Here is a 25306-nt window from a genome sequence, read left to right on the forward strand (position 1 = left end):
GCTTCGCGCGGATGGAGGAGAAGTCCCAATGAGATACGGCTGCTGTTTCCTGATGTTGCTGGCGCAGTTGCTCGTGAGAGGGGCCTCGGATGCGGCGACGCAGGACCCGGCGGGGACGCCCACGCCTCAAGTCGTGAATCCCTGGGCAATCTGTACGAGGACCGCTGTCTCGTTGGGGGTCACTCCGGTCGAGGTCCAGCCGCGCGTCCCGGACATGGCGCGCAGCCCGGCGGGGCTGGTGTTCAGCTCGGATGATGGCGTGCTGGGACGGGAGCCATGGGTGAGCAACGGAAGCCCCGGAGCGGGGACGCGGCTGCTGAAGGAGCTCTTTCCCGGGCCGACAGGCTCGAACCCGACGCAGTTCACGCGGGTGGGAGATCGCGTGTTCTTCACGGCGGATGACCCCGCTGTGGGCAATGAGCTGTTCGTGACGGATGGCACGCCCGCCGGCACTCAACTGGTGAAAGACATCTGGCCCGGCCCGCTCGGCTCGTTTCCCAACTCGCTGTTCGCGTTCAAGGGCATGGTCTATTTCTCGGCGGGAGACGTGGCGCACGGTCGGGAGCTGTGGCGCAGCGATGGCACGGCCGCGGGCACCATCCTGGTTCAGGAGCTGACCGAGGGCGTCGAGGACTCCTCCCCCAACCAGTTCGCCGCGGGCGGCGACGGCGGGCTCTAGTTCCTCATCGATGTTCGAGGCACCTTCACGCTCTTGATGCGCACGGACGGCATCTCCGACGCGGCCGAGATCTTCCGGACGACGACCGACCCGGGCTTCCTGAGGCCCCTGACGCCCGTGGGCCGCAAGCTGTTCTTCGTCGTGGGCATGTCCCATGGAGGCGACGTGTCCTTGATGATGACGGACTCCGGCGCCACCCCCGTGACGCTGGGACATTTCGGAGACATCAGGGCACTCGCCGCGCTGGGCGGGAGGCTGCTCTTCAGCGCCACCCCCGAGAAGGGGAGCAGTGACAGGGAGCTGTGGATCAGCGACGGAACGGTGGCGGGCACCAGGCTCCTGGAGGACCTGCGCCCGGGCCCCCTGGGCTCATCCCCCGACAACTTCGCCGTGCTGGGCAATCGGCTCTTCTTCTCCGCCACGGAAGGAACGAATGGCGTGGAGCTCTGGGTGAGTGACGGGACGGCGGCGGGGACCCATCGATTCGCGGACCTGGAGGTCGGCGCGGGAAGCTCGTCCCCCCGGACGCTGACCGTCGTCGAGGACCAGTTCTTCTTCAGCGCCGAGGTCCAAGGACGGGGCGCGGAGCCCTGGGTGAGCAATGGGGACCGGCTCGGAACGGTGGCCCTCACGGAACTCGCCCGGGGCCCCCTGTCCTCCAACCCCAGGGGCTTCGTCCGCTCCGGCGGATACGTGTTCATCACGGGGGAGGACGCAGGGGGTGTCCGCCGGCTGTTCTCGATCACCTACCGGCCTGACGGGACGTGCCCTCCCTGAGCCCATGAACCCGTGAGCCTTCCGAGGGGACGCGCCGCGACGGAGCCAGGGCCACGCGCCCTCGCTCCGTGCTTCGCCAGGGCGCGCTGCCCCCGGGAAGGCCTGCGCGGCGGCCTCTTCAGGCCCAGAGTCCTTGCTCGAGCGAGTCCAGGAGCGCCGCCGCGACCTCGGGCGAGGGGAGGCCCGCGTCGACCCTCAGCTCCGCGTCGAACGGCACGGCCACTTCCGACCGCAGCACCGCGACGGCCTGCCTCCGGGCCTCCTGAAGCGCGCTGCGCTCCCCGGGGGACAACCGGGACTCGGCCCAGGCGTCGATGTCCCAGGACAGGGCGGCGTGCCGGGTCTCATCCTCGGCGATGCGCACCATGGCCTCGCGGACCTCCGGGTCGCGCGCGTGCAGGGCCTGGTGGTGCGCCAGGAGCGCGCCATAGGTTTCCCGCACGCAGCCCTCCACGGTGTTGTCCAGCAGCACCTCATGCAGGGGCCGCAAGGGCAGGGGGGCCACGGAGGGCGGCGGTGGGGTGGTTCCGTAGCGCAGGGCAAGCCGGGTGGTGACCTCCGCGTGCCGGACCTCATCCAGCGCGCTGGTGAGCGCCGCGTCCTGGAGCGCCTGACTGGCGCCATGCAGGGCCAGCTCTTCACGCAGCCGGAGGAAGGCGTGGATGGACACGGCCTCCAGCCGGGCGGCGTCCGCGAAGTAGTGGCCCCGGGCGTCCTCGCAGGCTCCCGCGTCCGCGGCCTGGAGCCCCACGGACCTCCGGCCGATCGCGACGCATTCGGGGGGCGGGCCGGTCACCGCCACCCGCCGCGTCTCGGTGAGCGCTCCGGACGCGGTGATGCTCAGCTCGTACCGCGTCGGCCCCACCTTCGTGTCGCAGTCGGACGCATGGGTGCTGATGATGCTGAAGGTGCCATCGGGCAAGGCCCTCACCTTGCCGGGTTCGAGCGCGGGATGGCCGCAGAGGGCGTACCCCGAGGCGTACGCCAGGATGGCGGCCTCCCGGGGGTTGTCGATGTGGCCCAGCAACGTCGCCACGGCTTGGGCGGTCGTGTACGCCGACACCTCGTTGCCTCGGGTCGTGACCATGAAGTCCTGATCGCATCCGCCCATGAAGTTGCCGCAGATCCCCGGGAAGCCGCGGAACACCGTCAGCGAATCGAGCTGATCCCGGCACGCCTGGAGGTCGGTGGCCGTCGCGCACTCCACCCCCTCGGAGCTGCGGCGCTGGATTCCGGAGCCGGGGGGCATGCCCATCTCGAGGAGGGTGCGGATCTGGATCACGTCGGGCGCCGGCTCGATCGTCAGCCCCGCGATGACGGGCGCTCCGTTCGCGCACTCGACTTCCGAGTACTGGCTCAGGTCGACGGGGCCCGGATCCGGCGCCGGCGCCCCCTCGTCCGGAGCCCCCTGGCAGCCCGCGAGCAGCAGCGGCGTGGCCAGCGTTGTCCGCAGTGCGTGGGAGAAGAGGCGGCGCAGCCGGACCCTGTTCATGAATTCCTCGGAGAAAGATGACGGGCCCGATACCCGCCCTCCTTCGACACTCGACCCCGGAGTCGTGGGACACGAGGTCGGCGCGACGCCTCCCTGGCGTTCAGTGCGCGTGGGCCGCTGGCCTCGGGGTGGCTCCAGGAGCCAGGGAGGCCGTGGAGCGTGCCGTCTCCCAGGCCGAGGCCCTCCACGCCGCCGCGCGCGAACCAGGGGCCTTCACTCAGGCGCCGCGAAACACCGGCTGCCTTGTCGCGCCACGCCGCTCGATCTCCTCATAGTCAAGGATGGCGCGATCGCTCCCGGGCTCTTTCTGAACGAGTCCCTCCGCCAAGAGCGACTCCGGCGAGACCCCCTGCACGCCCGAGGGCCGCGTCTTCTCGCTGCCTCGTTCGTAGACCGCGCTTTCGGCGACGACGCGCGAATGCACGGCCAGGTGTGGGTTGTCGTAGAGGCGGCACGAGACCTGGCGCGCGAAGAGGATGCCGCCATTGCCCTCCGCCCGCACGAAGTCTGCTTCGATATCGCCGAGGACGACGAGATTTCCAATGCAGCGAACCCCATGCGCCTTGAGCCCACCGGCCACGACGACCGTGCTGCCGTCGTTCACGCGAAGCCAGCCATCGACCGTGAGCGATCCACCGACAATCAAGAGCGGAGCCGCATCCAGACCTTCGCTGACAACAGCGCTTCCCTGCCAGAGGACCACATCGTTCGTCTCGTCGTCCGGCGCCCGCGGCACCGTCGACCCGTCGCGCAGCGCGAGCGCGATCCACTGAGGCCCACCCGCAGGACAATCCTCCTCGAGCGCGACAGCGAGTTCGTCTACATCGCCAAGCGCCTCGGCTACTTCGCCGGGCCAGGATTGCGACCAGAGGTTGGCGAACGGAGCGATCGACTCCCACGGGAAGCCAGCGATCGCCGAGCCTGCGCGTGCGAGTGTGTCGAGGTTGCTCAGTCGGCGGAGGAGACTCTCGGTATCGATGGGCATCGCACTCCCAGCTACACGGCCGAGCCTCCCCGTGCAAGGAGCCGGCTCGAGCAGGTCGGCGCCCTCATCAGCCCCACTTGCCCACCTGAGTCAGGCGGAGCGCTGCTCTCCCAGCGCGGCCTCGTCCACCTTGCGCGGTGAGTTGAAGCCCCCCGTGAGTCCTCCGAGCACGACGTACGCCATGGAGGCGCCCCCCCAAGGCCAGCAACACCCATGGCGCCGTCCACTGCCCATCGAGCGTGACGCACTCGCTGCCGTCCTCCTGGTGGAAGGGGGACAAGAGCGGCGGCTCCGGCTTCCAGCCGCGCCCCACCCGCGAGGCATTTCTCATCCAGATGCTCAAAAGCAGGGAATCGTCTCGATATGGCTCATCTTCGCGCGTCTCCGCATCACTCGCGTGTCGGCCGCCCACCGGGAATGTCCCCGTGTGATACGGCTTCATTCGTATCTTTGACGCAGTTGCACCTGCGTCACATTTGACCGGGGTCCATGGTGCCTCATGGCCGGGTCACTTCGTTTCACGCGTGTCTTTCGCTACCCACTTACGCGCATGGCGTCCCATGGACTTGCATGTGGACCGTGGTGACGCGTCTCAACGCGTGAGTGGACGACAGTCGCCCGCTCCGGTCCCACGATGCAGGCATTCCCCCCTCGAAAAGGAGTTCGCGATGAAGCAATCCCTGTGGAGCATGTTTGGACTGGCGAGTGTCGTGTGCGCGGTGGGTGCGCCGTCGTTGGCCCTGGCGCAGGCCTCTCCGCCGACGTGGGTCCGCCAGTTCGGCTCGACCTATGAGGACATGGCTCAAGCCGTGGCCGTCTCGGGAGACAGCGTCTATGTCGTCGGTCACACCGCGAATCAGCTTGGCCCAGAGCCGCTCGCCGGTGGGCAGGACATCTTCGTGGCGAAGTACGACACCAGCGGCACGCAGCTCTGGATTCACCAGCTCGGCACGCCGGCGACGGACCGCGCCACGGCGGTGGCCACCGACGCGGCGGGCAACGTGTACGTGGTGGGCCACACCTTCGGCGGCTTCGACTACTACGTGAATGCTGGCGGCCTGGACTTCTTCATCACCAAGTACGACGCCCAAGGCAATCGGCTCTGGCTGCGCCAGCGGGGCACGCAGATGGACGACTTCGCCACCGGCGTCGCCGTGGGCGAGAACGACACGCTCTACATCGCGGGCTACACCGGCGGCAGCTTCGCCAACGGCGGCAACCCCAACAACTATGACGTCATGGTGGGCCTCTACGACACCGACGGCAACCCGTACTGGCTCCAGCAGTACGGCTCGCCCAACGGCGACGTGGCGACGGGCATCGCCGTGACGCCGACGCATGACGTGTACGTGGTGGGAGAGACGACGGGCAGCGTCGACGGCACCACCACGCCCGTGGGCACCGACATCTTCCTGATGAAGTTCAACATCCTGGGCGCTCAGCAGTGGGCGCGGCAGCTGGACGTGTCTGGCAATGACCACGGCACCAGCGTGGCCGTGAGCCCGAACGGCGACGTCTACCTGGCCGGCTACACGTTTGGCGAGCTCGACGGGAACGTCAACAATGGCCTCTTCGACGCGCTCCTTGCTCGCTACGACAGCGCCGGCAACCGCCAGTGGAGCCGCCTGCTCGGAGGCACCGGGGCCGACTACGCGCACGCCGTCACCGTCGCCGCCGACGGCACCATCAACCTCGCGGGCCGGGCGGGAGCCTCGCTGAACGGCAACCCCCACGCGGGCTGGGATGACGTGTTCCTGGCGCGCTACAACGCCCTGGGCTCCCTGCTCCAGACTCGCACGGTGGGGACGCCCTCGCTCGAGGTCACCCGAGGCGTGGCCGTGGACGCCGCGGGCAATGCCTATGTGACGGGCTACACCTACGGCGGGCTGGGGAGCACCGCCAACGCCGGCGGCTACGATTCGTTCCTCATCCGCTTCTAACGCATCCCGTTCCGACGAATCCGGCCCTGGCTTCCATGCGTCGGCCGGATTCACGTCGCACGGGAGTGTCTCGTCGAGCGTCGTCGGGGGAGCCGCCACGGCATCCAGTGGCGCACCCCACCTTCCGTTCCCGTCAGGTCCCCAGCACCGCTCGCCGGACAAGTCCGCGCAGGTGCCGCGCCGCGGGGTCGACATGGGTGCGCTCATGCCAGCACAGCGCGAGCTTGACGGTGTGCGCGGGGAGCGGAGCGTCGAGGGGGCGCACCCCCAAGCGCGTGCCCTGCGCCGCGACGAGTGACTCCGGCAGCGTCGCGACGAAATCCGTCGCGGCCACGACAGCCGCGGCGGCCGTGAACGAGGGCACGGTCACCGCGACCTCACGGTGGATGCCCGCGCGCGCGTACGCGGCACCGACGCGATCCCGAAAGGCCCTTCCCGGCACCATCTCCACGCCGACGTGCCGGAGCGCGCCGAGCGCACGCGAGGACAGGCGAGCACCCAGCGCGGGGTGGCCGCTCCGCGCGACGAGGACCATGCGCTCCTCCAGCAACGGCTCGATGTGCAGCCCCGTGCCTCTTCCGGCCATGCCGATGTGCAGATCCACCTGGGACGAGGCCAGGTCGCCGAGTGAGACGAGCGAGTCGATGCCCACCACGCCGAGGCTTGCCTTGGGCATCTCCTGGGTCATCCGCGCAACGATGCGAGGCACCCAGGTGAGCTGCCCGGCGTCGGCGACGGCCAGGGTGAAGGCGCGCGTGCATCCGGTCGGATCGAACGGGAGCTCGTGAATCGCGAGCTCCAGCTCCCGCAGGCCCCGCGCGAGGGCGGGCGCGAGCGCGAGGGCACGCGGCGTGGGGACGATGCCACGGCCCTTGCGCGTCACGAGCGGGTCGCCCAGCACGGAGCGGAGGCGCGCGAGGCCGTTGCTGATCGCGGACGGAGTGACATGGAGCCGGCGGGCCGCGCTCGCCACGCCGCGCTCGGCGAGCACGGTGTGGAGCACCAGGAGGAGATTGAGGTCCAGGGAGGCGATGGGATTGCTCACGGTTCGTGAGGTTATCACTCACGAATCATCACTCACGCGGATGATTCGACGAACCCATGATGCGGGCATGCACAGGTTGTTCGGCGGTCTTGTCGCGGGCGCGCTCCTCGCGTGCCACGCCCCCACCCCCATTCCTCCTCGGAGCACTGCCATGCCCTCGACGTCCAGCATCCAGGTCCTCGACTCGTTCATTGCCTACCGCGACGCCGGGACCGGCTCGCCCATCGTGTTCCTGCACGGCAACCCCACGTCCTCGCACGTGTGGCGCAACGTGACTCCACGGCTCGCCGACCTCGGGCGGTGCCTCGCGCCCGACCTCATTGGCATGGGGGCTTCGGGCAAGCCCGACATCCCCTATCGCTTCGCGGATCACGCGCGCTACCTGGATGCGTGGTTCGCGGCGCTCGACCTGCGCGAGGTCGTGCTCGTTGGCTACGACTGGGGCGGTGTCCTCGCCCTCGACTGGGCGCGGAGGCACCCGGAGCGCGTGCGCGGCGTGGTCGTGTTCGAGACGTTCCTCCGGCCCATGCGCTGGAGCGACTGGCCTCCGCAGGGGGAGCAGCTGTTCCGCGCCTTCCGCACGCCAGGGGTCGGCGAACAGCGGGTGCTCGAACAGAACGAGTTCCTGGCGAGGTCGCTCGCGAACGGAGTCCTGAGCGGCCTGTCGGAGGACGACCGCGCCACCTATTACGCGCCCTATCCTGATCCGGCCTCCCGCCGGCCGCTCCTCCAGTGGCCTCGGGAGATCCCCATCGACGGCGAGCCCGCTGACGTCAGCGCGGTGATCGAAGCCTACGACGCGTGGCTCGCGCGCACCCCCGCGAAGCCAGCGCTCCTGTTGACGTTCGGGGACACCGGTCTCAGCGCGCCGGGCATTGTCGAGTGGGCACGAAGCACGCTCCCCGCGCTCGAAATCGTCCCGCTCGCCCGCGCGGGACACCATGCGCCCGAGGATGCGCCCGAGGAGATCGCGCAGGCCATCCGCGGCTGGCTCGAGCGCCACGCGCTGTGAACGCCGCCTGCGCACGAGGCCGCGCTCGAAGCTTGGATGGGCGGGTGCTCCTGCCCGTGGTGACTGGCGCCATCCTCCTGGTGACTGCTGTCACCGCCGGGGCACCTGATGTGCGGGCCCCGGAGTCATCCCATCCCTGAGAAATCCACGGGTTACGGGGGCCTTGTGGGTGGCATGCGCGCTGCAGTGAAGCAGCGCATAGGCGGTGTGAACTCGCCGCGGCGGTCCTCCGTCGCTGCCAAGAACCAGGTGATACCGATGATCAACGTCAAGGCCACGGCCCTCCCCCTCTCCTCGATGCGTCAGGGCGCTGCTCAGTCTTCTTCCGTCAACCCGAAGCAGCTGCTCTCGGCGGGGCCTGTTCAGGACACGGGAGCCCGAACCCTCCAAGGCGCCCCGCGCACGCCCGCACGCGGTTTCACGCAGGTGGACTCGTTCGAGCCCGCTGTCATCAACAGGAGGCAGCCCAACACCGCGTCCAGGCTGGAGGGGGCGCTGGGCGCGACGAGCGAGGCGCTCACCTACGCCCCCCGGGGGCTCCCCCAGCAGCTCCAGGAGGTGGCTCCGGCTCCGCAGGCCTCCGGCTCTGGCGTCCCCAGCGCCAACGACAAGCGGCCGGCCGGGGACAACCGGTCCGCGGCGCAGATCGTCGACGACACCCCCGTGCTGAAGAACCTGGGCCGCCAGAAGGACATCAAGTTCGAGCAGCTGTGCAAGCAGACGGGAGTCGATCCCAAGCTCGACCTGAAGGACTCGAAGCAGAACCCCGACGGCGTCTACCGGCTGGCCAAGGTGCTGGAGTTCATCGACAGCGCCAAGGCCTCCAATGGCGGGGACCGGTCGAACAAGGTCCAGAACGCCCAGGGAGACGGCAACATCGAGGGCATCACCAAGGATGGCGATGCGCGGCACGGCACGGAGGCCGGCATGGTCAAGGACTTCGCCGAGAAGGGGTACTCCTTCCTGGGCGAACACCAGCTGCCGACCACGAATGACACCCACGTCAAGGCGGACGGGAGCAACAAGGACAACTTCCAGTGGTTCGCGGGCGAGGCGGGCAAGCACCTGTGGTTCTTGCCGGTGGTCAGCAACGTCCTGACGGGGGTCGGCAACTCGGAGGGGGGCTTCGGGGGAGTCCTCAAGGGTGCCGCGACCGGTTACCTCAACACCTTGAAGGGCGCCGCGGAGGGTGTCGTCGGGTCCATCACGAAGGGCCGCGCCAATCCGGCCTCCATGATTTTTGGAGGCGTCATGGGCGCGCTGGGGAGCACCGAGGCCGCTCCCCAGCCGGTGAAGGACATCGCCAACCTGTTCTAAAGACAGGAGGCGATCCTCAACGCCATCCGCCGGGTGGAAGCGCTTGGCCTGGAGGGGCCCCGTCAGGCCCCCCGGGCGAGGCCGCCGGGCCCCTAATTACAGGGCGCGCCGCAGACGCCAGCCCCGCGGGCCTGACATTGCGCCGTGCCGGTGCAGAACAAGCCATCCCCCGTGCAGCAGCCGAGCAGTCGCGCGGACTCGTCAGGAACCGCGCCGCGGGGGGCGGTCGATACGAGCACGGGCTCTTCATTCACGACCGCGCTTGGGGCGGGCTGCGAGGAAGAGGGGACAACCATTCCCACCACGAGGGCGAAACTCAGGGCGACTCCGGAAACAAGATTCCGCAGCATCTGGGGCTCCTGGGGTTGAGAGGCATTTGGGAGGGTACTCCCAGTGTGTCTCCAATCCAAGGCGCCGCCCCGCCGCGGAACTCTCGCGGTCCACCTGTCACGCGGAGCGTCGCGAGCCTCCGCCGTGCGTCGACCCGTCTTTGAACCCCTCGATGCGGCGATAGAGAATGTACGAGTAGAGCACAGGGACTCCGACCGCCACCGCGATGGCCACGAGGAGGGGAATCGGGCCGCCGCCAAGAAGCCCCGAAACGAAGCTGACACCCCCGGCGAGGACAAAGAGCCTTCCGCCCAGGCGGTGCGTGCGGAGCCAGACTTCGTCACTCGCGAGCGTCCAGGGCGTCCGAATGCCACAGAAGAAGTTCTTGGTGAACTTCCCCATGAAGTTGCCCAAGACCACGAAGAGCAGCCCCGTGGCGCAGACGAGCACGCGGTCCATGGGCACGGGGACTCCGATGCCTGCGAGCATGACCAGGGCCGTCACCAGGAGCATGAACGCGAGAATCGCCGCCTGGATGCCCTCGTAGACGCCCTGAAACCGGTCCACGCGGAAGCCTTGCGGCGAGATCCGGGGGACGACCACCAAGAGCAGGAACATGCCGGCCATCACCAATGGCAGGAGGAAGGGGCCCCAGGGCTTCGACGCGTGGCCGTCCACCACCCCGCTTGCATTCCAGTGGGTGGGCATCGATTCAGGGAGTCGGTTGTAGAGCACCGCCGCCATCACGAACGACCCGATGACGAGCCCCAGGCTCAACAAGTTCGCACGGCTGATCTTCATGGCTGCTCTCCGTTCCGCTTGTCGACCTTGAAGAGGTCGAGAAGCATGGCCGCTACGTCTTCAAACACGGTCGTATTGAGGGAGTAGACGAGCTGCTGCCCGCGCCGCTCGCAGCGCACCAGGTCGGCGGCCTTGAGGACGTTGAAGTGATGCGATAGCGACCCCTTCGTGATGTCGAACGCCTCCGCGAGCTCACCCGCGGTCTTCGACCCACCCTGCAGAAGCTTGAGCACACTGCGCCGGGTTGGATCCGAAATCGCCTTGAAGACCTCCTGCGTTCGCATCCCCGTCCCTCGATTGTTTGACGACTTTCAAAATAACGACCGGGGAAATCTTGTCAAGGGGCTCTCGCCAGCACGCCTCCTCCTTCGCCGTAGGGGCAGGGGGAGCGCGGACCGCACGTGGTGCGGGACGGGCCCCAATCCATTCCTGCCGTTGTGGCGATTTCCGGCCGGTGGTCTGTCCAGTGCCTTACAACTTCGCTGGGCGTCAGGCTTGACGCTGCACCGAGCGGATAGTTCCGTCGCCCGCCTGCAGACTTCATGTCTTGGATGTGAAGTCCCTGGGGGGAGCCATGTTGGAGACCTTCGATGCCGCGCGGCTGAAGAGCGCGGGCCCTACCACCTTGTCGGATGCGCTCGAGCGCGGGCGCATCGTCTACTTTCCCGAGAGTCCGGTGCTCCTCCCCTCGCCGGAGGATGCGGCGTTTCTGCGAGAGGAGCTTCCCTCACAGTTGAAGCGCAAGAACGTGAGCTATTACCCCGAGGCGCAGCGGCTGGTGGGGCTTGCCTCCGGAGGAGAGCTCGCCGCGCGCACGCATCGAATCCTGAGAGACCACTCGCGGCGCGTGACGGACTTCCTCACGGCGACCATGCCGGGCTTCGTGAAGGACTGGAGCGTGGGCACCTCCAGCTTTCGGCCACTCCAGGAGCGCGGGCGGAAGCTCAAGCCTCACGCGAGCAACGAGCTCATCCATGTGGACGCTGGCGCATACGGCGCGACCCATGGCGACCGCATCCTGCGCTTCTTCATCAACCTGCACTCCACCGAGGAGCGGCGGTGGGCGACGCGAGGCACGTTCGAAGCGCTCTACCTCCGCTATGGCGACATGGCGGGCGTCGCCCCGGCGAATGGGGGCGAGAGGCCGTTGCGGCCTGGGGGCGCGGGCCGGATGTACTCGAGCCTGCTGCGAGGGGCATCCCGGCTCGGATTGAGGATGGCGCGGGTCGTCGACACCTCTCCGTATGACCGGGTGATGCGGCGCTTCCACAACTACATGAAGGACACGCCAGAGTTCCAGGCGTCACGAGAGGGTTACGAGGAGTTCGGGTTCCCTCCCTTCTCCGCCTGGATGGTGCTCACCGACACCGTGAGCCACGCGTGCCTGTCCGGCCAGTACGCGCTCGTGGACACCTTCCTCATCCGGCTCTCGAGCTGCCGTCTCCCGGAGATCGCGCCGTATCACCTGCTGCAATCCGCACCCGCGCGGTCGCCACGACGCGAAGCCGCGTGATGTCTGTCGGGCCGGTGGCCGCGCGACGCTGAATTGGGGCGGTGACAGTCCTCGTCGGCTCCGGTGTTCCCTTGAGGTGTGTCCGCCATCCCCCCGCGCTTCGCGGGGCCGTGGCGGCACTTCGCAAGGAAAGAAAGCCCATGCATCCGTCATGCTCGTCGCTGGCGTCCACGTTCCAGGGCGCGTGGCGCCGTTGCTGCTCGTGGTTGGGGACTCCGGCCGCGTTGGGCCTCTGCATCCTCACCGGCGCCGGCTGTGGCGGAGAGGGACCTCGGAACCCGGAGGACCCGAATGCCACGCCCATGTACACGCGGGTCGACAACGCGGCCCTGGACGTGATGCCGGGCGTGTACCCCAACGCCGTTGACGGTTCGGACACGGGGGATCTCCAGGTCGCGGTGCTGAGCTCCGAGGGCCTTGATGCCAAGACCCTCGACCTCACCACGGTGGTGCTCACGAATCCCAAGGGGACGGGGAAGGTGCGGGCGAGCGGCGTGGGCACGCCGCGGGACGTGAATGGCGACGGCCGCCTGGATGCCCTCTTCAGCTTTCCCCTGCCGGCCCTGCGCGACGCGGGCGTGCTGACGCCGCAGACCACCCGGGTCCTCCTCGATGCGAAGACCCAGGGCGGCGCCGTCGTCTCCGCGCAGGACGGAGTGCACGACGCACACCATGTCGTGGTGGACCTTCCCGTCCCCACCGGGCCCTACGCGGTGGGCACGACCGAGTTCACCTGGACGGACCCCGCGCGGGAGGAGACGTTCACGGCGTCCCCCGACGACCGCCGCGCGCTGCAGGTGCGGCTGTGGTACCCCGCGCGCCGGATGCCGCGGGCGCAGCCGTCCCCCTACTTCCTCAACCCGTACGAGGGGGAGCTGCTGGCCGCCTTGCAGGGGTTCCCGCCAGAGCTGTTCGGGTTCTTCTTCGCCCACTCCGTGCGCGACGCTCCCCTGGCGGAGGGCTCCGAGCGCTTCCCCGTCCTGCTCCTCTCGCCTGGCTATGGCACCGGGACGGCGGTCTACAGCGGCGCGGCGGAGGAGCTGACCAGCCAGGGCTACGTCGTGGCGGCCATCTCCCACCCCTTCACCGGGGGCCCCGTGGTGTTCCCGGACGGCCGGGTGGCGCCGCACACCGTCGACATCTCGCCGTTCGACGCCGCCCAGAACGCCCACATCCAAGGGGTGTGGACGGGGGATGCCCGGTTCGTGCTCGACCAGTTGGAGAAGCTCGGCGCCGAGGCGTCGGGGAGCCCCTTCGTCGGCCGGTTCGACTTCTCGCGGGTGGGCATGTGGGGTCATTCCTTCGGAGGCTCGACGGCGGCGGATGCCTGTCGCACGGATGCGCGCTTCAAGGCGGGCCTCAACATGGACGGGTCCTTCCACGGGGACCTGGACGCGGAGGTCCATGTCCCGTTCCTCGTGATGAACAGCGATGGCGCGGCCATGGACTCCACGCGGGCCGCCTTCTTCCAGAAGCTGCGCGCCACCGGCTACGACGCGAGCATCCATGGCACCGGCCACTTCAGCTTCAGCGACATCGCCCTGGCCCTGCCGCTGGTACGGACCTACGCACCGCAGGCGACAGGCACGGACATCCAGATCGGGAACCTGGAGGGCACGCGCGCGTTCGCCCTGACCGTCACGTACCTGCGCGCCTTCTTCGACAAGCACCTTCGCGAGGGAACCACCCCGTTGCTCGACGGCCCCTCACCGGAGTACCCGGAGGTCGAGCTGGTCGTCCACCGCCCCTGATGTCTCATCAATTCGCTGCGGTACGGGATGAGCGTGGTCTGCTGGCCACTTCCCAGCGCGCAGTGTCGTGATTTCGATAGGAATGACCTGGGGCCGATCCTGCGCTCCCTGCAAGGCATGTGAGGCTTTCCGGCGGCGACTCTTCCCGGGAGCCCCACATGCCAACGAAGCCGTGGATGCGAGCGTTTGGACTGCTGTCCCTTGGCATCCTGCTGCTGGGAGGCGGTGCCCCTCTCATCGGGACCGCTCCCAGCGTCCCTCCGGAGTGTGAGCCAGAGACGCACGACTGGGAGACGAGCTCGCTCCCCGAGGCGGACACCTACGTCGAGGAGGCTTTTCCAGACAGGACTCACGGGCGAAGTACCGTGTTGGTCTCGGACGGCAATCCTCGCCAGGAGATCTACATGCGCTTCCGCGTCGCCGATACCACCGGTCGACTCGGGGCCTGGCTGGATGTCCCCGTTCTGGATGGCACCTCCAACGCGCCGGCCCTCCACCTCACCCAGCCGGATTGGGATGAGGGGACGCTGACCTGGATGACCCGCCCGGCGCTTCTGGGCGGGCCCGTCGCAAACGTCGGACAGGCTCCCTCTGGCAGCCATATCCAATACGACCTGGGGCAGGTGGTCACGGGGCCAGGGGTCTACTCCTTCGCGCTCATTCCCGAATCCACGGATGGAATGGACATCCGTGCGCTGGATGCTCGAAACGCCGACACCCCGAAGCTCATCATCCCGGTTCGACAGTCCACCTGCACGTATCGCGGGACTGGCGGGACGCTGGGGCAGCCCTGGCGTTATGGCGGCGCTGGAGACGAGGTGGCGCGAGCGATGGCGACGGATGGGACGGGAGCCTTCGTCCTCGCGGGGGCCTATGGCGCGGGCGGCAGGCTGGGGCCCGTGGGCTTCCCCGGGCAGAGAGGGTTGATGCTGGGCCGCTTCCGCGCGGACGGCAGCCACGACTGGTCGCGGGGCTACGCCCAGGAGTCGGCGGTGATGACGGTGGAGGACGTGGCGCTGACGTCCCTGGGGAACATCCTGGTGGTGGGCAGCTACACGGGCACGCCGAACCTGGGGACGGGGCCCTTGCCAACAGCGGTGGAGGCCACCGTCCCGGCGATGTTCATCGCGAAGTTCTCTCCGAATGGGACGCCTGTCTGGGCGAAGGGCTTCGTGGCCAGCCTCGCGCAGGGGGGCACTCCGCGGCGCGTGCCCGCGAGCGCGGCGTCGGTGGCCACGGACGCGCAGGGGAGCCTCATCGTCACCGGCTCCTTCCATGGGACCATGAACCTGGGGGAAGGGACGCTGGACGCGGGACCTTCGAGTCGTGACTCGCTCCGTCCCCAGCCGGGAATGTTCCTCGCGCGCTTCTCCTGGGAGGGGACCCACCTCTGGTCCAAGGCCTTTCCAGGGCTCGCTGGGTGGAACACGCAAGGGTTCCGAGTCGTGACAGACAGCGTCGGCAACGTGGTCGCGGGCGGGGTCGCGAGTGGCGACTCCACCACGGGCGAAGTGGTCCTGGGCGCGATGTATGCGGGAGTGCCTTTCATCGCCAAGTTCTCTCCGGAGGGGGCTCCGCTCTGGGCACGCGCCCTGAACGAGCCAGACGGGAGGGTCAATGGACTCGCCATCCTCCCGGGAGACGCCGTGGCCTTCAGCGGGAGCTTCAGGCCCTGGTTCGATTTCGGCGGACAGTGGATCTATAGCTACACCTGGGAAAACGACCCGTATCGGGAAATCCCAGATGTGATGCTGGGCGTGATTGAGCCTGGCGGAGCGGATCGCTGGGCGCGTGCGATTGGCTCCGAGAACCATGAGCACGCCGTGCGAATGGTGGCGGATTCGCAGGGGCGGATCGTGATCCTGGGTGACTTCGCGGGCGGTTCTGATGTGGGCGGAGGGTTTATTTCGAGCCAGGGAAATGGGTTCGTGGCCAGCTATGACCCGGGGAGCGGCGCGCACCGTTGGTCGCGTGCGCTGCCACTCGGCATGGAGCCCGCGTTGCTGGGCGTGACATCGGCAGGAGGCGTGCGCGTCGGTGGGTCGTTCAGTGGATCATTGCGATTGCGTTCGACGACCCATGGCTCCGCGGGCGGCTCGGATGTGATGCTCCTGAACATGTCACCCTGAAGTGACCGAGCCTGGGGCGGGCCGGCCACGCCTGAATCCATGCGTCGAGCACCCAGCGGGCCTTCCCTCCGTGGCAGACGCGAGCCGCTCGACCTGTCTCCACTCCGCGAACCGTGCCTTCGCTCCGCGGTCACTGGCTGGCGCGTGTCCGCGCGCGACATGCGCTCGTCTGCGGCCGCGCTCTGTCGCCTCAACGAGTTCATGACGCGGCGTACGGATTTTGGCTAAACACAGCGCCTTCCCATGGTGGTCGAAGAGGAGCGGTTCTCGGTGCGCATCCTGAAGAGGCTCGTTGGTGGCGTGCTGGTCGTGGCGTTGTTGCTGGGCGGAGCGTTCGTCTGGGGCATGCAGCGCGTGTCGCGGGCGCGGGCGGCACGCGTCGAGGCCCTGGGGCCGCTGCTCGCGAGGGCGACGGCCGTGGAGTCGCTGAGTCCCGAGGATGCGTGTCTGGTCGTCGAGGGCTATTACATGAAGCGGGCGAAGGTCCTCACCGCGGAGTGTAGGAACGTCACGCTCGAGGCCACGCGCCCCGGGGTCATGAAGTTCCGGGGGCTGGTCGTGGCCGACGCATGGAGCGATGCGGTCCTGGGGGGAGGCTCCGTCCCGACGCTGTGTCTCTCGAAGGGCCCACGGGGCTGGGAGGTCGCGGGGGGCTCGCACCAGCTCCTGGACTGCCAGTTCGATCCTCCGACGGGCCCGGAGCTGGCGAAGGAGGCCCTTGCGCAGGTGGAGCAGCGCCGGCGCGCCTGGATGGACGACGCGTTCGCGGCGGTGCGAGAGGCGCTGACGCGCCCCGGGTCGGACAAGGAGGTCTGCGAGGGCCTTCCCGCCTTGTCGAGGCGCGACGTGCTGGTCCTGGATGCGGACCTGCTCGGTGACGACCTCTCGGCGCGGATGGAGCGCACCACGCGCACCGGAGACATGCTCGGCTACCAGTGCATCCCCGCGATGAAGGGGCAGGGGCTGAACCTGGGGCCGTGCGCGGCGAACCAGTTCATCAGCCATGTCGTGGTCATCGACGACATCGACGAGCTTCCGCTGAGGGTTGCGGGGAGCAGCTATTCCGGCGGGCACTATGCCGCGGTGGTGAAGCTCGTGGACGTGCGCAAACACGAGGTCCTCTGTCAGCGCGAGGTGTCCTTCCAGCTCCCGGAGAAGGTCCTCCTCGTGAAGCGGCAGGACCTGAACTTCGAGTACAGCAAGCAGGTGCGTGCGGCGCTGCGCCAGACCATGGAGACGCTCACCGGAGGAAAGCTGTCGGCGGAGTTCTAGCTCCGGGCTGGACAGGTGTCATTGGGCCTTCAAGAGGCGCGAGGGGCGCACCTCAGAACGAAGGCAGGTCATTGGCCAGGTGGGATGACAATCCCCCATCGACCACCAGCGTCGCGCCGTTGATGTAGCCACCGTAAGGCCCCGCGACGAAGGCCACCAGGCGGGCCACCTCGTCGGGACTCGCGAACCTTCCCGCGGGGATCCTCCGCAACAGCTCCTTTCGAAACACGGGATCCGCCTTCGCCAACATGTCCGTGTCGATGTAGCCAGGACAGATGGCATTGCAGGTGATGCCATGGGCGCCCCACTCGGCGGCGATGGACTTGGAATAGCCGACCAGGGCGTGCTTGGTGGCCGCGTAGGTGGAGGAGAGCGCCCCGCCGGACAGCCCAAGGATGGAGGAGATGTTGACGACCCTCCCGAACCCGGCTGCCTTCATTCGGGGGAGGGCCCACCGGCAGAGATGGTGGACGGCGTCCATGTTCACGCTGAACAAGGCGTCCCACTCGGCCTTGGAGACCTCGTCGGCGCGATGGAAGGGCCCTCCAAAGCCGGCGTTGTTCACGATGACCCCGGGGACGCCCACCGTGGCCTCCACCCTGGCGAGCATCGCGTCCACCGCCGCTTCGTCGGAGAGGTCACACGCGAACGCCCATGTCCGGGCACCAGAGGCGAGCAGCTTCTTCTCCTGTCGGGACAGGGCCTCCTCGTCACGCGCCACCAGGACCACCCGGAAGCCGTTCTCCGCGAGGACGTCCGCGATGGCCGCGCCAATCCCCCGGTTGGCTCCGGTGACCAGCGCCAGGTTCCCACTCGATGGCCGTTCCATCAGAGGACCCCCTTGGAGGGGACGAGGCGGAGCTCATCGACGCGGATGTGCAAGGGCTTGCGGGCGATCTCCCAGATGCACTCGGCTACGTCCTCCACGGACAGCATGTCGGCGGGGCTGAACTCCGGACGCGACCTCCAGAAGTCCGTGTACACGGCTCCCAACGAGAGGAGCGTGGCCCGGATGGCGTGGGCCTTCCCCTCCTCGTTCAAGACGCCCGTGAGCCCGCGGACGCCATGCTTGGAGGCCGCATAGGACCCATTCATGGGCAGGGTGAGGTGGTCGCTCACGGAGCCGATGTGGATGAGCCTCCCGCCGCCATGCGCTCTCATCCGCTTGAACGCCTCGCGCGCGCACAGGAAGGCCCCGGTCAGGTTCACGTCGAGGGTCTTGCGCCAGTCCTGGAGCGAGGTCTCCTCGATGGAGGTGAAGCTTCCAAAGCCTGAGCAGTTCACCAGAAGCGAGAGGGGGCCTGACGCATCCGTCCTGTCGAACAGCGACCTCACGGAAGCCTCGTCCGTGACGTCCACCCGCATCGAGTCGGATGACTCCGTCAGCACATCATCGGAGGCACAGACAACGTGCAGTCCCTCTGCCCTCAATCTGCTCGTGACGGCCCTGCCGATGCTGCCCGTCCCGCCGACGACGACCGCATTCTGAACGCTCATGCCGGGAGAGATATCGGCCGCTGTGCCCCGACACCAGGGGCAATCGCCGCTGCGCACCTCACCCGCCGCACGGGGCCCCGTGGGGCCCGACGCATTCGAGCCCCGACCCCGCCGGACAATCACAGACGGAAGACGAGGACGTCCTTGTCCGCGGGGCTCATCCACACGATGGCGTCCAGGCTGGGGAAGTAGATCGCCCGGCGCCGCGCGATGCCGCTCTGCAATGCAGGCGCGGCGTTGGCGAAGGTCTTCGGCCGCAGCGTCGCGGGCGTGGTCTTGAGGTCGAGCTCCAGCCACGTCATTCCGCTGTTGAGCTTCGTGTACACCCAGTAGAGGCCCTCGGTCGGCACCCAGACCATGCCGTGTCCGTCGGTGGCGTGATCGGTGTCGGGGAACGAGGCGAGCGACAGGCCCCCTTCGTAGTTCCACGTCGCGCCCGACGACAGCACGGTGTGGGTGGCCACGTCGTAGCGCTGCCAGCGGCCGGGGGAGGCGTAGTTCCCGGCGCTGTTCGGCGGCACGAAGAGCGTCACGATGTCGCCCTCCTGTGTGTAGGCGGCGCCACTCCAGTCCCAGCCGCCCCAGCTCGCGCGAGGCGCGAGCCAGGTGTTGGTGCGCAGGTCGTAGTCGGCCGCGAAGGGGCCGGTGGAGCCGCAAGAGCCGATCACCAGCTTCGAGTCGTGGTCGAGCACCGCGATCACCTCCTCCGTGAGCGCGGTGCTGTCGCCGTCGGCGCGCGGGTGCGTCTTGATCGTCCACTGGTGGCCCGCGAGGGAGTACCGCCACAGCCGGCGGCAGGCGACGACCAGCTCGTTGCTCTCCGGCACGTAGATGAAGCCGTCATATACGTGCCGCGCCGTGGGGTTGCCCATGGGGTTGCTCACGGTGCGGTCCCAGAAGATCTCGTCGTAGTACCAGCGGTCGCGCTGCGCCCAGGTGCCCGCGTCGACCTCGGCGTCGTAGGCCGCGCGCGACTCGGGGCAGCCCGCGAAGGTGCCGGACTCACGGTATGCCTGGCTCCAGAGGTTGGTGTCGCTCGGCATGTGCTCGATGGACCAGCGCATCAGGTCGAGATCGAAGCGGTAGATGCCATTGTTGCTCGAGTCACCGTGACCGCCGCCGTGACGCCACAGCCGGCGGCCGGCGAGGTCGAAGGCTGGCGCGTTCCACGCCTCGGTGACGCCGCCCCAGCCCATGCTGCCGTAGTCCCTCCACCCGGGAATGGCGGCCTGCACCTGCGCCCCGAGGACTTCGAGCTTCGTGCCCGCGACGCTCACCCACCGGCCGTGCGGCACGAGCGCCCAGCTCGATTCATTCACGCGGCCCTCGTTGTCGCGCCCGGGCGTCCACACGTCGTCGACGAAGGTTCCGGTGTTGGTGCCCTGACCCCAGCCGGGGGAGTCGCCGGCATCACGCACGCCCGCATCGAAGGGCTGCCCCGCGTCCCGCGTGCCCGCGTCAACGCCGCCGTCGACACCCGCGTCGAGCACTTCGCCCGCGTCGCTCGAAGCCCCCGCGTCGGGGGACGTGAAGGAACCCACACACCCCGAGAGCGCCAGCACCGCGATCAGCCATCGTGACATGACTCGCAGTGTAAATGGTTCACGGGCGGACGCATAAGTGGGACGGAGACCCCAGGCGCCTGGCAACCCGAGACGTCGTCTTCCCCGCCTCCAACAACAGCCGTACTGCCTCGCCTTGGAGCGCTTGGGTCCAGCCAGTGGCCGCGCCCCCGGTGCAGCCTACGGCGTCTGCGCCGCATCCCGTTTTCCGAGCGGGCGGTGAAGGCGCACGCCCTTGAAGGTGAGCGACGCCCCGTCCGCCCCGTCCGTGGCGCGGAGCACCTCTCCCCGGCCTCGGCCCAGGCCCGCGACGGCCGCGAGGTCAGCACCTGCTGGATCCAGCACCGCTGTCACCGCTCCGTCGTAGAGCGGGCCCCTGTAGGAGAGCAGAAGCATTCCGCCCGCCTCGCTCAGCACGACCTCGTCAATCAGCTCGCGAGGGTGGCCGGGTGAAATCCGGTAAGCGCCCAGCCGCGCACGCCACGACTCCGGCATGGGGGATGGGGCGATGCGAGTCCCGAACAGGCCCTCGCCTTGCGTCTCCGAATAGCCAATCAGCAGCGTGTGACTCCCCGACTGCTGGAAGGTGAGCCACAGAGGGGCGTCGCCCACCTGGGCCCTGAAGAGACCTTGTTGGTGCGGCACCAGCTCGAGCACGAGGTCGCCGACCGTCGCCACCAGATTCTCCCCCCGCACTTCCATGTGCATCGGGCCCGCGTCGGTCGAGTAGAGCCCCGCCCATGACGCGAGCGCTTCGGGGGGCCGCGGCTCGGGTTGCGCGGTGGGCGACGAAGGCTGGGCAACCACCTGGCCCGTCTTCACCTTCAGGGCGCGCGCGAGCACCTCCCGCGCGAGCCCATTGACGAGCCCACCCGCGCTGTCTGTGTTGGACATCACGACCACGCCAAGGCGGTGCTCCGGCACCAACGCCACGATCGCGTTGAAATAGAGTGCACCGCCGTCGTGCTCCACCATCCGCACGGATCCTCCGCCCTTCAGGGGCACGTCGTGCAGGTACCAGGCGAGCCCGATGCGTGTGCCCACGTCGAGCGGATGGCCGGCGTTCTGCTCACGCCACAGCTCCTGGAGGGACTCGGGCTGGAGGACCTGCTGGCCGTCGAAGCGGCCGCCATCCAGGAGCATGAGGACGAAGTGGCTCACGTCCTCCACCGAGCCACGCAAGCCTCCCGCGGGCCCTTCGCTCTCCAGCCAGTACGGGGGAACGTTCTCTGGCGGCAGGGCGCCATAACCCTTGGCCAGCCGCTCTGAAATGGCAGGTGTCACGCGGAACGCGGAGTGCTCCATGCGCAACGGCCCGAAGAGGTGCTGCTGCATGAATGTGTCGAAGTCACTCCCCGAGGCTGTCTCCACCGCGCGGCCCGCGATGACGAAGCCCGTGTTGCTGTAGGCGTGGAGGGTGCCCACGGGCCACGCGCGGTGTTCTTCCCGGAGCGCTTCCACGCGCTCGGTGAGGGTGAGGGGGCGGGGCGAGAAGCCGCCCCCGACCTGCTCGGGGATGCCCGCGTGGTGCGTGAGCAGGTTCCGCAGGGTGATGGGGCCGCTGGAGAACCGGGCCTGCATGCTGAACGCTGGGATGACCTCCTCGATGGGTTGGTCCAGTTGGGCGCGTCGCGCTTCCACGAGCTGCATGACGGCGGACGCCGTGAAGACCTTGGCCACCGAGCCCAAGGGATAGACGGTCTGGGGCGTGGCCTGGAGCCCGGCCTCTGCGTCGGCCATGCCGAAGCCCTGGGACCAGACCACCTTGTCGCCATCGACCAGCGCGACGCTCAGGCCCTTCACTCCGGCTTGAGTCAGGGCGAGGGGGATTTCTCGCTCGAACCTTCGCTTCAGCGCGGCGTAGTCCGGGCTGGAGGGAGGTGGGGCGTCAGCACAGGCAGCGGCGAGGGTGCAGGCGAGCAGCAGCGCCAGAAGGCCGCGGCGTGGGGCAAGCGGGTGTGGGTGCATCGACGTCTCCCATGGCCCGGGGTTCGGGCTCGCGGAGACTCTTTTCAGAGCGTGGCGCCCGGCGCCGTGGGAGTCGCGTCAGCGATTGTCACCGTTTGTCACCGCGCACCTCCTGGGCGTTGGGCCAGGACAGCGCGACGCGTGCGCCCCCCAGGGAGGACTCCGTCACCCACGCCTGGCCCCGGTGCGCCTGCATGATGCGGTGGGTGATGGCCAGCCCCAGGCCGTGGCCCCCCGTCTTGCGGTTGCGGCTGTCGTCCAGACGGGTGAAGGGGAGGAACAGTCGCTCCCGCTCGGTGGAAGGAATGCCAGGCCCGTCGTCATCCACGGCGATGGTGCAGTGGGCCGCATCCCGGCTCACATGGACGTGCACCTCCGAGCGGGCGTGGCGCTGCGCATTCCGGAGGAGGTTGCCGAGCGCCCGGCGCAGATAGCGCCCGGAGCCCTCCGCCTCCACGGTGCCCTCCGCATGGAGCTGGAGCCTCAGGTCCGGGCTGAACACCGCGAGCTGACGGAACAGCTCCGTCACCATCGCCGTCAGGTCCACGCGTTCCCGCTCCAGAGGGGGCGCGTCGCGATGCAGGCGTGCGAACGTCAGGAGCTCCTCGGTGAGCTGATCCAGCTCGTCCACGTCCTGTTCCATGTCGGCCAGCTGCGCGTGGAGCGCGGCCACTTCTTGCGTTTCGCGCGCGAGGTGCAGGGCGAAGTGCAGGCGGGAGATGGGGGTGCGCAGCTCGTGGGAGATCGCCTGCAGGCTGGCCTGCTGCTCCTGGCTCATGCGCTGGATTCGCTCCGCCATGTCGTTGAACGTCCGCGCCAGGTGTCCCATGGGCTCTGGCCCTCGGGCCTCCGCTCGGGCTTGGAGGTCACCCTGTCCGAAGGTGCTCGCGGTCGCCGCCAGCCGCGTGACGTGCCGGTACATCGGCCACGTGAGCGCCAGCACCGCGAGCCCGAGCACGGCGAGCAGCACGGCGGTCTCTGGCGCGAGGAACTCAATCGCCCGCTCCGGGCTGGGGCCGAGCCGGAGTTCCTGCACCACGACCTGCTCCGAGCCGCGAAGTGGAAGGGCCAGGAACACCCGGTCCCCCGTGACGCCCGAGGACTTCATCCAGGCCGAGGGCACGCCCCGCGCGAGCCGCTGTCGGACGCGCTCTGGCGGATTCATGCCCAGCACTTCGCCCTGGGCGCGCAGCTCGATGGGGTAGTCGAAGTGCCGCCGCCATTCGGCCACGACCTCGCCCCACCGCTCCCGAGGCTGGGAGAGAAGCTCCTGCTCGATGAGCCATTGCAGCCCCTGGGTGAGGCCCTCCAGCTCGCGGCCCGAGGTCTCCGCGTGGGCCGCTGCCTGCTCCGCGTCGAGCGCTTGGGGCGGCAGCCGCTGCGTGGACATTCGCACCATCACGACGAGCGCGACGATGATGGCGGCGACGATGCCCGCGTACATCCGGAAGAAGAGCCCGCCCCATTGGTGGAGTGGGCCCACGCGCGGATTCATCACGCGAGCGCCTCTTCCGCTCTCGTGCCGAGGCGGTCCTGGCGTCGAGGGGACTCCCTGGGCGGCGAGGGTCGCGTCACGTGCCTCTGGACGTGTCATGGGTTGGGTCGGGCAGTGCGTGCCCCGGGGCTCGTCCTAATCCGGCGTGCAGAAGTAGCCACGGCCGCGCACCGTCTTGATGATCCGGTGTGGCGGCTGTTCGTCGCCCAGCTTCCGGCGCAGCTTGGAGATGCGCATGTCGATGGAGCGGTCCAGCCCATCGTGCTCGATGCCGCGAAGTGACGAGAGCAGGTCATCCCGGCTGAGCACCTCCGGGGCGCTGCGTGCCAGCAGCCACAGCAGGTCGAACTCGGCATCCGTCAGGTGCACGGGGGCGTCCGCGAGGCTCACCGTGCGCAGGACGCTGTCGATGCGCAGCCGCACCGCCGGAAGCCACCGACTGTCGCGAGCCGGTACCGCGGGCCCTCGGGTGGTACGGCGGAAGAGGGCTCGCAGCCGGGACAGGAGCACATGGGGGCGCACGGGTTTGGTGAGGTAGTCGTCCGCGCCCGTATCGAGTGCCACCACCTCGTGAATGTCCTCGTCCAGGGCGGTGAGCATGAGGATCCAGCCCGAGAAGATGGCGCGCGCTTGCCGGCAGACCTCGATGCCATCCATGCCGGGCAGGAGGATGTCGAGGACGAGGCAGTCCGGTGGGTCGCTCCGGAGGGCGGCGAGCGCGGCGGGACCCTCTGTCACGGTCCTGACTTGGAAGCCCTGGCCCTTCAGGAAGGTGCTGACCAGTTCGGCCAGCCGTTCATCGTCCTCGACGAGGAGTATGGACCGAGGGTTCTCCATGGCTCGCGTCAGCATCTAGCATCCGGTCACTGGACGCGCTTGATGTACGCGTCCGGGGCGCAGGACCGCAGTTGCTTGAGCGCGGCGTCGGCGCCCTGGCGTGAGGTCAGGAAGCTGGCCACCACCCACTTGTCTCGGGTGAGCCGAGGGAAGTCGTTGGTGTCCACCGCGAGCAGCGTCGAGCCCTTGCATCCCGCTTCCAACCGCGCCTCCGCCGCGCGCGCTGCAAGCACCGAGTCCTCCGTGCGGAGGATGACGGCCCAGGCCTCGGCGGGCTTCTCCACCACCTTCTTGCGTCTGGCATCCCAACGCAGCTCGGAGAGGGACCAGAGGTCCGCTTGATCTCCGTCGCCGATGTCGAGCGCGCGAGAGAAGAGGAGCCGTCCGTCCTGCTCCTCCACGCCGGAGGAGGTGGGCCCCTGACCCTCGCTCCCTTCCCAGGCTCGGGTAACGCCCTCCGCGTCCGCGATGAACAGGCCATGCAGGCGGTGCACATGCTCGAAGCCGGCCGAGTGGGTGATGAGGAGCGCCGTCGGCCCTTCCCGGAGGTTCACGGCCCGGACTTGGAGGGACCAGGAGGTCGACTCCTCGCCGCCAGCCCAGTCCGACCCAGGCCCCGTGCCCTTCGTCACGTCGCACGTGAGCGTGTTGTACGGCGCGGACAGCGTCGCCGTGCGCTTCGCGTCGCCGCTGCGAACACGCAGCGCGCGCTGGTCCTTGACGCACGGTAGCGCCACGGCCTCGATGCGAGGGGCGCTCCCCGTCGACCCCAGCACCTGCTCCTGGGCGCGCCCCGGCGCGGCTCCGGCGAGCAGGGGGGCGGTGGCGACGAGGAATGCGGCCGAGTGTCGGCGCATGGACCTGGGGACATGGGGCATGGACGTTCGAGCCTCGGAGAGAATCG

At 68.8% G+C, this 25306-nt stretch carries 21 protein-coding genes; 9 read left to right on the forward strand and 12 right to left on the reverse strand.

Translation table 11 applies throughout. The features are described from left to right. Positions 1 to 52 precede the first annotated feature (52 nt). Positions 53 to 679 carry an ELWxxDGT repeat protein gene (locus FOF48_RS04505; protein ID WP_186001762.1) on the forward strand — a complete coding sequence of 209 codons (627 nt, stop codon included), beginning with the start codon at positions 53 to 55 and terminating at the stop codon, positions 677 to 679. 36 nt (positions 680 to 715) lie between these two features. Beyond that, complete coding sequence (locus tag FOF48_RS04510) at positions 716 to 1456, forward strand: ELWxxDGT repeat protein (protein WP_255441932.1); 741 nt, start codon at positions 716 to 718, stop codon at positions 1454 to 1456. 118 nt (positions 1457 to 1574) lie between these two features. Here the strand turns inward: FOF48_RS04510 and FOF48_RS37490 are convergent, their stop codons facing one another. Continuing rightward, positions 1575 to 2948 (reverse strand): ferritin-like domain-containing protein, encoded by a 1374-nt coding sequence (locus tag FOF48_RS37490; protein WP_143898870.1) that lies wholly within the window; start codon positions 2946 to 2948, stop codon positions 1575 to 1577. 217 nt (positions 2949 to 3165) lie between these two features. After that, positions 3166 to 3933 (reverse strand): hypothetical protein, encoded by a 768-nt coding sequence (locus FOF48_RS04520; protein ID WP_143898871.1) that lies wholly within the window; start codon positions 3931 to 3933, stop codon positions 3166 to 3168. Positions 3934 to 4601: 668 nt separating this feature from the next. Between FOF48_RS04520 and FOF48_RS04525 the strand changes: the two genes are divergently transcribed. Further along, positions 4602 to 5873 carry an SBBP repeat-containing protein gene (locus FOF48_RS04525; protein WP_235685335.1) on the forward strand — a complete coding sequence of 424 codons (1272 nt, stop codon included), beginning with the start codon at positions 4602 to 4604 and terminating at the stop codon, positions 5871 to 5873. Positions 5874 to 6006: 133 nt separating this feature from the next. Here the strand turns inward: FOF48_RS04525 and FOF48_RS04530 are convergent, their stop codons facing one another. After that, positions 6007 to 6936, reverse strand: coding sequence for a LysR family transcriptional regulator (locus tag FOF48_RS04530; RefSeq protein ID WP_255441889.1), 930 nt, complete (start codon positions 6934 to 6936; stop codon positions 6007 to 6009). Between the two features lie 133 nt (positions 6937 to 7069). Between FOF48_RS04530 and FOF48_RS04535 the strand changes: the two genes are divergently transcribed. Further along, on the forward strand, positions 7070 to 7930 hold the full coding sequence (locus tag FOF48_RS04535) for a haloalkane dehalogenase (protein WP_186001763.1): 861 nt from the start codon (positions 7070 to 7072) through the stop codon (positions 7928 to 7930). Positions 7931 to 8188: 258 nt separating this feature from the next. Further along, entirely contained in the window at positions 8189 to 9247 is a 1059-nt protein-coding gene (locus tag FOF48_RS04540) for a hypothetical protein (RefSeq protein ID WP_143898873.1), read from the forward strand. 447 nt (positions 9248 to 9694) lie between these two features. On the opposite strand, the gene FOF48_RS04545 is transcribed toward FOF48_RS04540, so the two are convergent. Together FOF48_RS04545 and FOF48_RS04550 are read right to left on the reverse strand one after the other, a co-directional pair. Continuing rightward, positions 9695 to 10378 (reverse strand): SdpI family protein, encoded by a 684-nt coding sequence (locus tag FOF48_RS04545; RefSeq protein ID WP_143898874.1) that lies wholly within the window; start codon positions 10376 to 10378, stop codon positions 9695 to 9697. Continuing rightward, the gene (locus FOF48_RS04550; protein WP_143898875.1) at positions 10375 to 10662 is read right to left on the reverse strand and encodes an autorepressor SdpR family transcription factor; all 288 of its coding nucleotides are present in this window, start codon (positions 10660 to 10662) and stop codon (positions 10375 to 10377) included. The genes FOF48_RS04545 and FOF48_RS04550 overlap by 4 nt, the downstream gene beginning before the upstream one ends. A gap of 290 nt (positions 10663 to 10952) precedes the next feature. Here FOF48_RS04550 and FOF48_RS04555 point away from each other — a divergent pair, with 290 nt between their 5' ends. From FOF48_RS04555 to FOF48_RS04570, 4 genes are all read left to right on the forward strand, one after another. Then, on the forward strand, positions 10953 to 11891 hold the full coding sequence (locus FOF48_RS04555; RefSeq protein ID WP_143898876.1) for a Kdo hydroxylase family protein: 939 nt from the start codon (positions 10953 to 10955) through the stop codon (positions 11889 to 11891). A gap of 140 nt (positions 11892 to 12031) precedes the next feature. After that, on the forward strand, positions 12032 to 13642 hold the full coding sequence (locus FOF48_RS04560; RefSeq protein ID WP_143898877.1) for a hypothetical protein: 1611 nt from the start codon (positions 12032 to 12034) through the stop codon (positions 13640 to 13642). 365 nt (positions 13643 to 14007) lie between these two features. Next, positions 14008 to 15771 (forward strand): hypothetical protein, encoded by a 1764-nt coding sequence (locus FOF48_RS04565; protein ID WP_143898878.1) that lies wholly within the window; start codon positions 14008 to 14010, stop codon positions 15769 to 15771. 270 nt (positions 15772 to 16041) lie between these two features. Next, positions 16042 to 17043, forward strand: a complete 1002-nt coding sequence (locus FOF48_RS04570) for a hypothetical protein (RefSeq protein ID WP_143898879.1) — start codon at positions 16042 to 16044, stop codon at positions 17041 to 17043. Between the two features lie 52 nt (positions 17044 to 17095). On the opposite strand, the gene FOF48_RS04575 is transcribed toward FOF48_RS04570, so the two are convergent. The 7 genes from FOF48_RS04575 to FOF48_RS04605 form a co-directional block, all read right to left on the reverse strand. Further along, positions 17096 to 17872 carry an SDR family NAD(P)-dependent oxidoreductase gene (locus FOF48_RS04575; protein WP_143898880.1) on the reverse strand — a complete coding sequence of 259 codons (777 nt, stop codon included), beginning with the start codon at positions 17870 to 17872 and terminating at the stop codon, positions 17096 to 17098. Then, a complete protein-coding gene (locus tag FOF48_RS04580) occupies positions 17872 to 18540 on the reverse strand; it encodes an SDR family oxidoreductase (RefSeq protein ID WP_143898881.1) in 669 nt (222 codons plus the stop codon). The genes FOF48_RS04575 and FOF48_RS04580 overlap by 1 nt, the downstream gene beginning before the upstream one ends. 119 nt (positions 18541 to 18659) lie before the next feature. Further along, positions 18660 to 20123, reverse strand: a complete 1464-nt coding sequence (locus tag FOF48_RS04585) for a hypothetical protein (protein ID WP_143898882.1) — start codon at positions 20121 to 20123, stop codon at positions 18660 to 18662. Positions 20124 to 20282: 159 nt separating this feature from the next. Continuing rightward, positions 20283 to 21905 (reverse strand): serine hydrolase, encoded by a 1623-nt coding sequence (locus FOF48_RS04590; RefSeq protein ID WP_186001764.1) that lies wholly within the window; start codon positions 21903 to 21905, stop codon positions 20283 to 20285. 253 nt (positions 21906 to 22158) lie between these two features. Continuing rightward, positions 22159 to 23553, reverse strand: a complete 1395-nt coding sequence (locus FOF48_RS04595) for an ATP-binding protein (protein WP_186001765.1) — start codon at positions 23551 to 23553, stop codon at positions 22159 to 22161. Positions 23554 to 23700: 147 nt separating this feature from the next. Then, positions 23701 to 24402: a response regulator transcription factor gene (locus tag FOF48_RS04600; RefSeq protein WP_143898885.1), complete on the reverse strand. Its 702-nt coding sequence runs from the start codon at positions 24400 to 24402 to the stop codon at positions 23701 to 23703. A 26-nt stretch (positions 24403 to 24428) separates the two neighbouring features. Then, the gene (locus FOF48_RS04605) at positions 24429 to 25259 is read right to left on the reverse strand and encodes a hypothetical protein (RefSeq protein WP_235685337.1); all 831 of its coding nucleotides are present in this window, start codon (positions 25257 to 25259) and stop codon (positions 24429 to 24431) included. Positions 25260 to 25306 lie beyond the last annotated feature (47 nt).

This window comes from Corallococcus sp. Z5C101001 (genome assembly GCF_007352635.1).
Lineage (GTDB): Bacteria > Myxococcota > Myxococcia > Myxococcales > Myxococcaceae > Corallococcus > Corallococcus silvisoli.

What these genes read in the sequence shown, in the direction of transcription:
- FOF48_RS04600 (WP_143898885.1), bottom strand. Translation starts at nt 24,402, where the DNA reads ATGGAGAACCCTCGGTCCATACTCCTCGTCGAGGACGATGAACGGCTG.
- FOF48_RS04540 (WP_143898873.1), top strand. Translation starts at nt 8,189, where the DNA reads ATGATCAACGTCAAGGCCACGGCCCTCCCCCTCTCCTCGATGCGTCAG.
- FOF48_RS04605 (WP_235685337.1), bottom strand. Translation starts at nt 25,259, where the DNA reads ATGCGCCGACACTCGGCCGCATTCCTCGTCGCCACCGCCCCCCTGCTC.
- FOF48_RS37490 (WP_143898870.1), bottom strand. Translation starts at nt 2,948, where the DNA reads ATGAACAGGGTCCGGCTGCGCCGCCTCTTCTCCCACGCACTGCGGACA.
- FOF48_RS04520 (WP_143898871.1), bottom strand. Translation starts at nt 3,933, where the DNA reads ATGCCCATCGATACCGAGAGTCTCCTCCGCCGACTGAGCAACCTCGAC.
- FOF48_RS04545 (WP_143898874.1), bottom strand. Translation starts at nt 10,378, where the DNA reads ATGAAGATCAGCCGTGCGAACTTGTTGAGCCTGGGGCTCGTCATCGGG.
- FOF48_RS04560 (WP_143898877.1), top strand. Translation starts at nt 12,032, where the DNA reads ATGCATCCGTCATGCTCGTCGCTGGCGTCCACGTTCCAGGGCGCGTGG.
- FOF48_RS04580 (WP_143898881.1), bottom strand. Translation starts at nt 18,540, where the DNA reads ATGAGCGTTCAGAATGCGGTCGTCGTCGGCGGGACGGGCAGCATCGGC.
- FOF48_RS04525 (WP_235685335.1), top strand. Translation starts at nt 4,602, where the DNA reads ATGAAGCAATCCCTGTGGAGCATGTTTGGACTGGCGAGTGTCGTGTGC.
- FOF48_RS04550 (WP_143898875.1), bottom strand. Translation starts at nt 10,662, where the DNA reads ATGCGAACGCAGGAGGTCTTCAAGGCGATTTCGGATCCAACCCGGCGC.
- FOF48_RS04555 (WP_143898876.1), top strand. Translation starts at nt 10,953, where the DNA reads ATGTTGGAGACCTTCGATGCCGCGCGGCTGAAGAGCGCGGGCCCTACC.
- FOF48_RS04585 (WP_143898882.1), bottom strand. Translation starts at nt 20,123, where the DNA reads ATGTCACGATGGCTGATCGCGGTGCTGGCGCTCTCGGGGTGTGTGGGT.
- FOF48_RS04535 (WP_186001763.1), top strand. Translation starts at nt 7,070, where the DNA reads ATGCCCTCGACGTCCAGCATCCAGGTCCTCGACTCGTTCATTGCCTAC.
- FOF48_RS04505 (WP_186001762.1), top strand. Translation starts at nt 53, where the DNA reads ATGTTGCTGGCGCAGTTGCTCGTGAGAGGGGCCTCGGATGCGGCGACG.
- FOF48_RS04575 (WP_143898880.1), bottom strand. Translation starts at nt 17,872, where the DNA reads ATGGAACGGCCATCGAGTGGGAACCTGGCGCTGGTCACCGGAGCCAAC.
- FOF48_RS04510 (WP_255441932.1), top strand. Translation starts at nt 716, where the DNA reads ATGCGCACGGACGGCATCTCCGACGCGGCCGAGATCTTCCGGACGACG.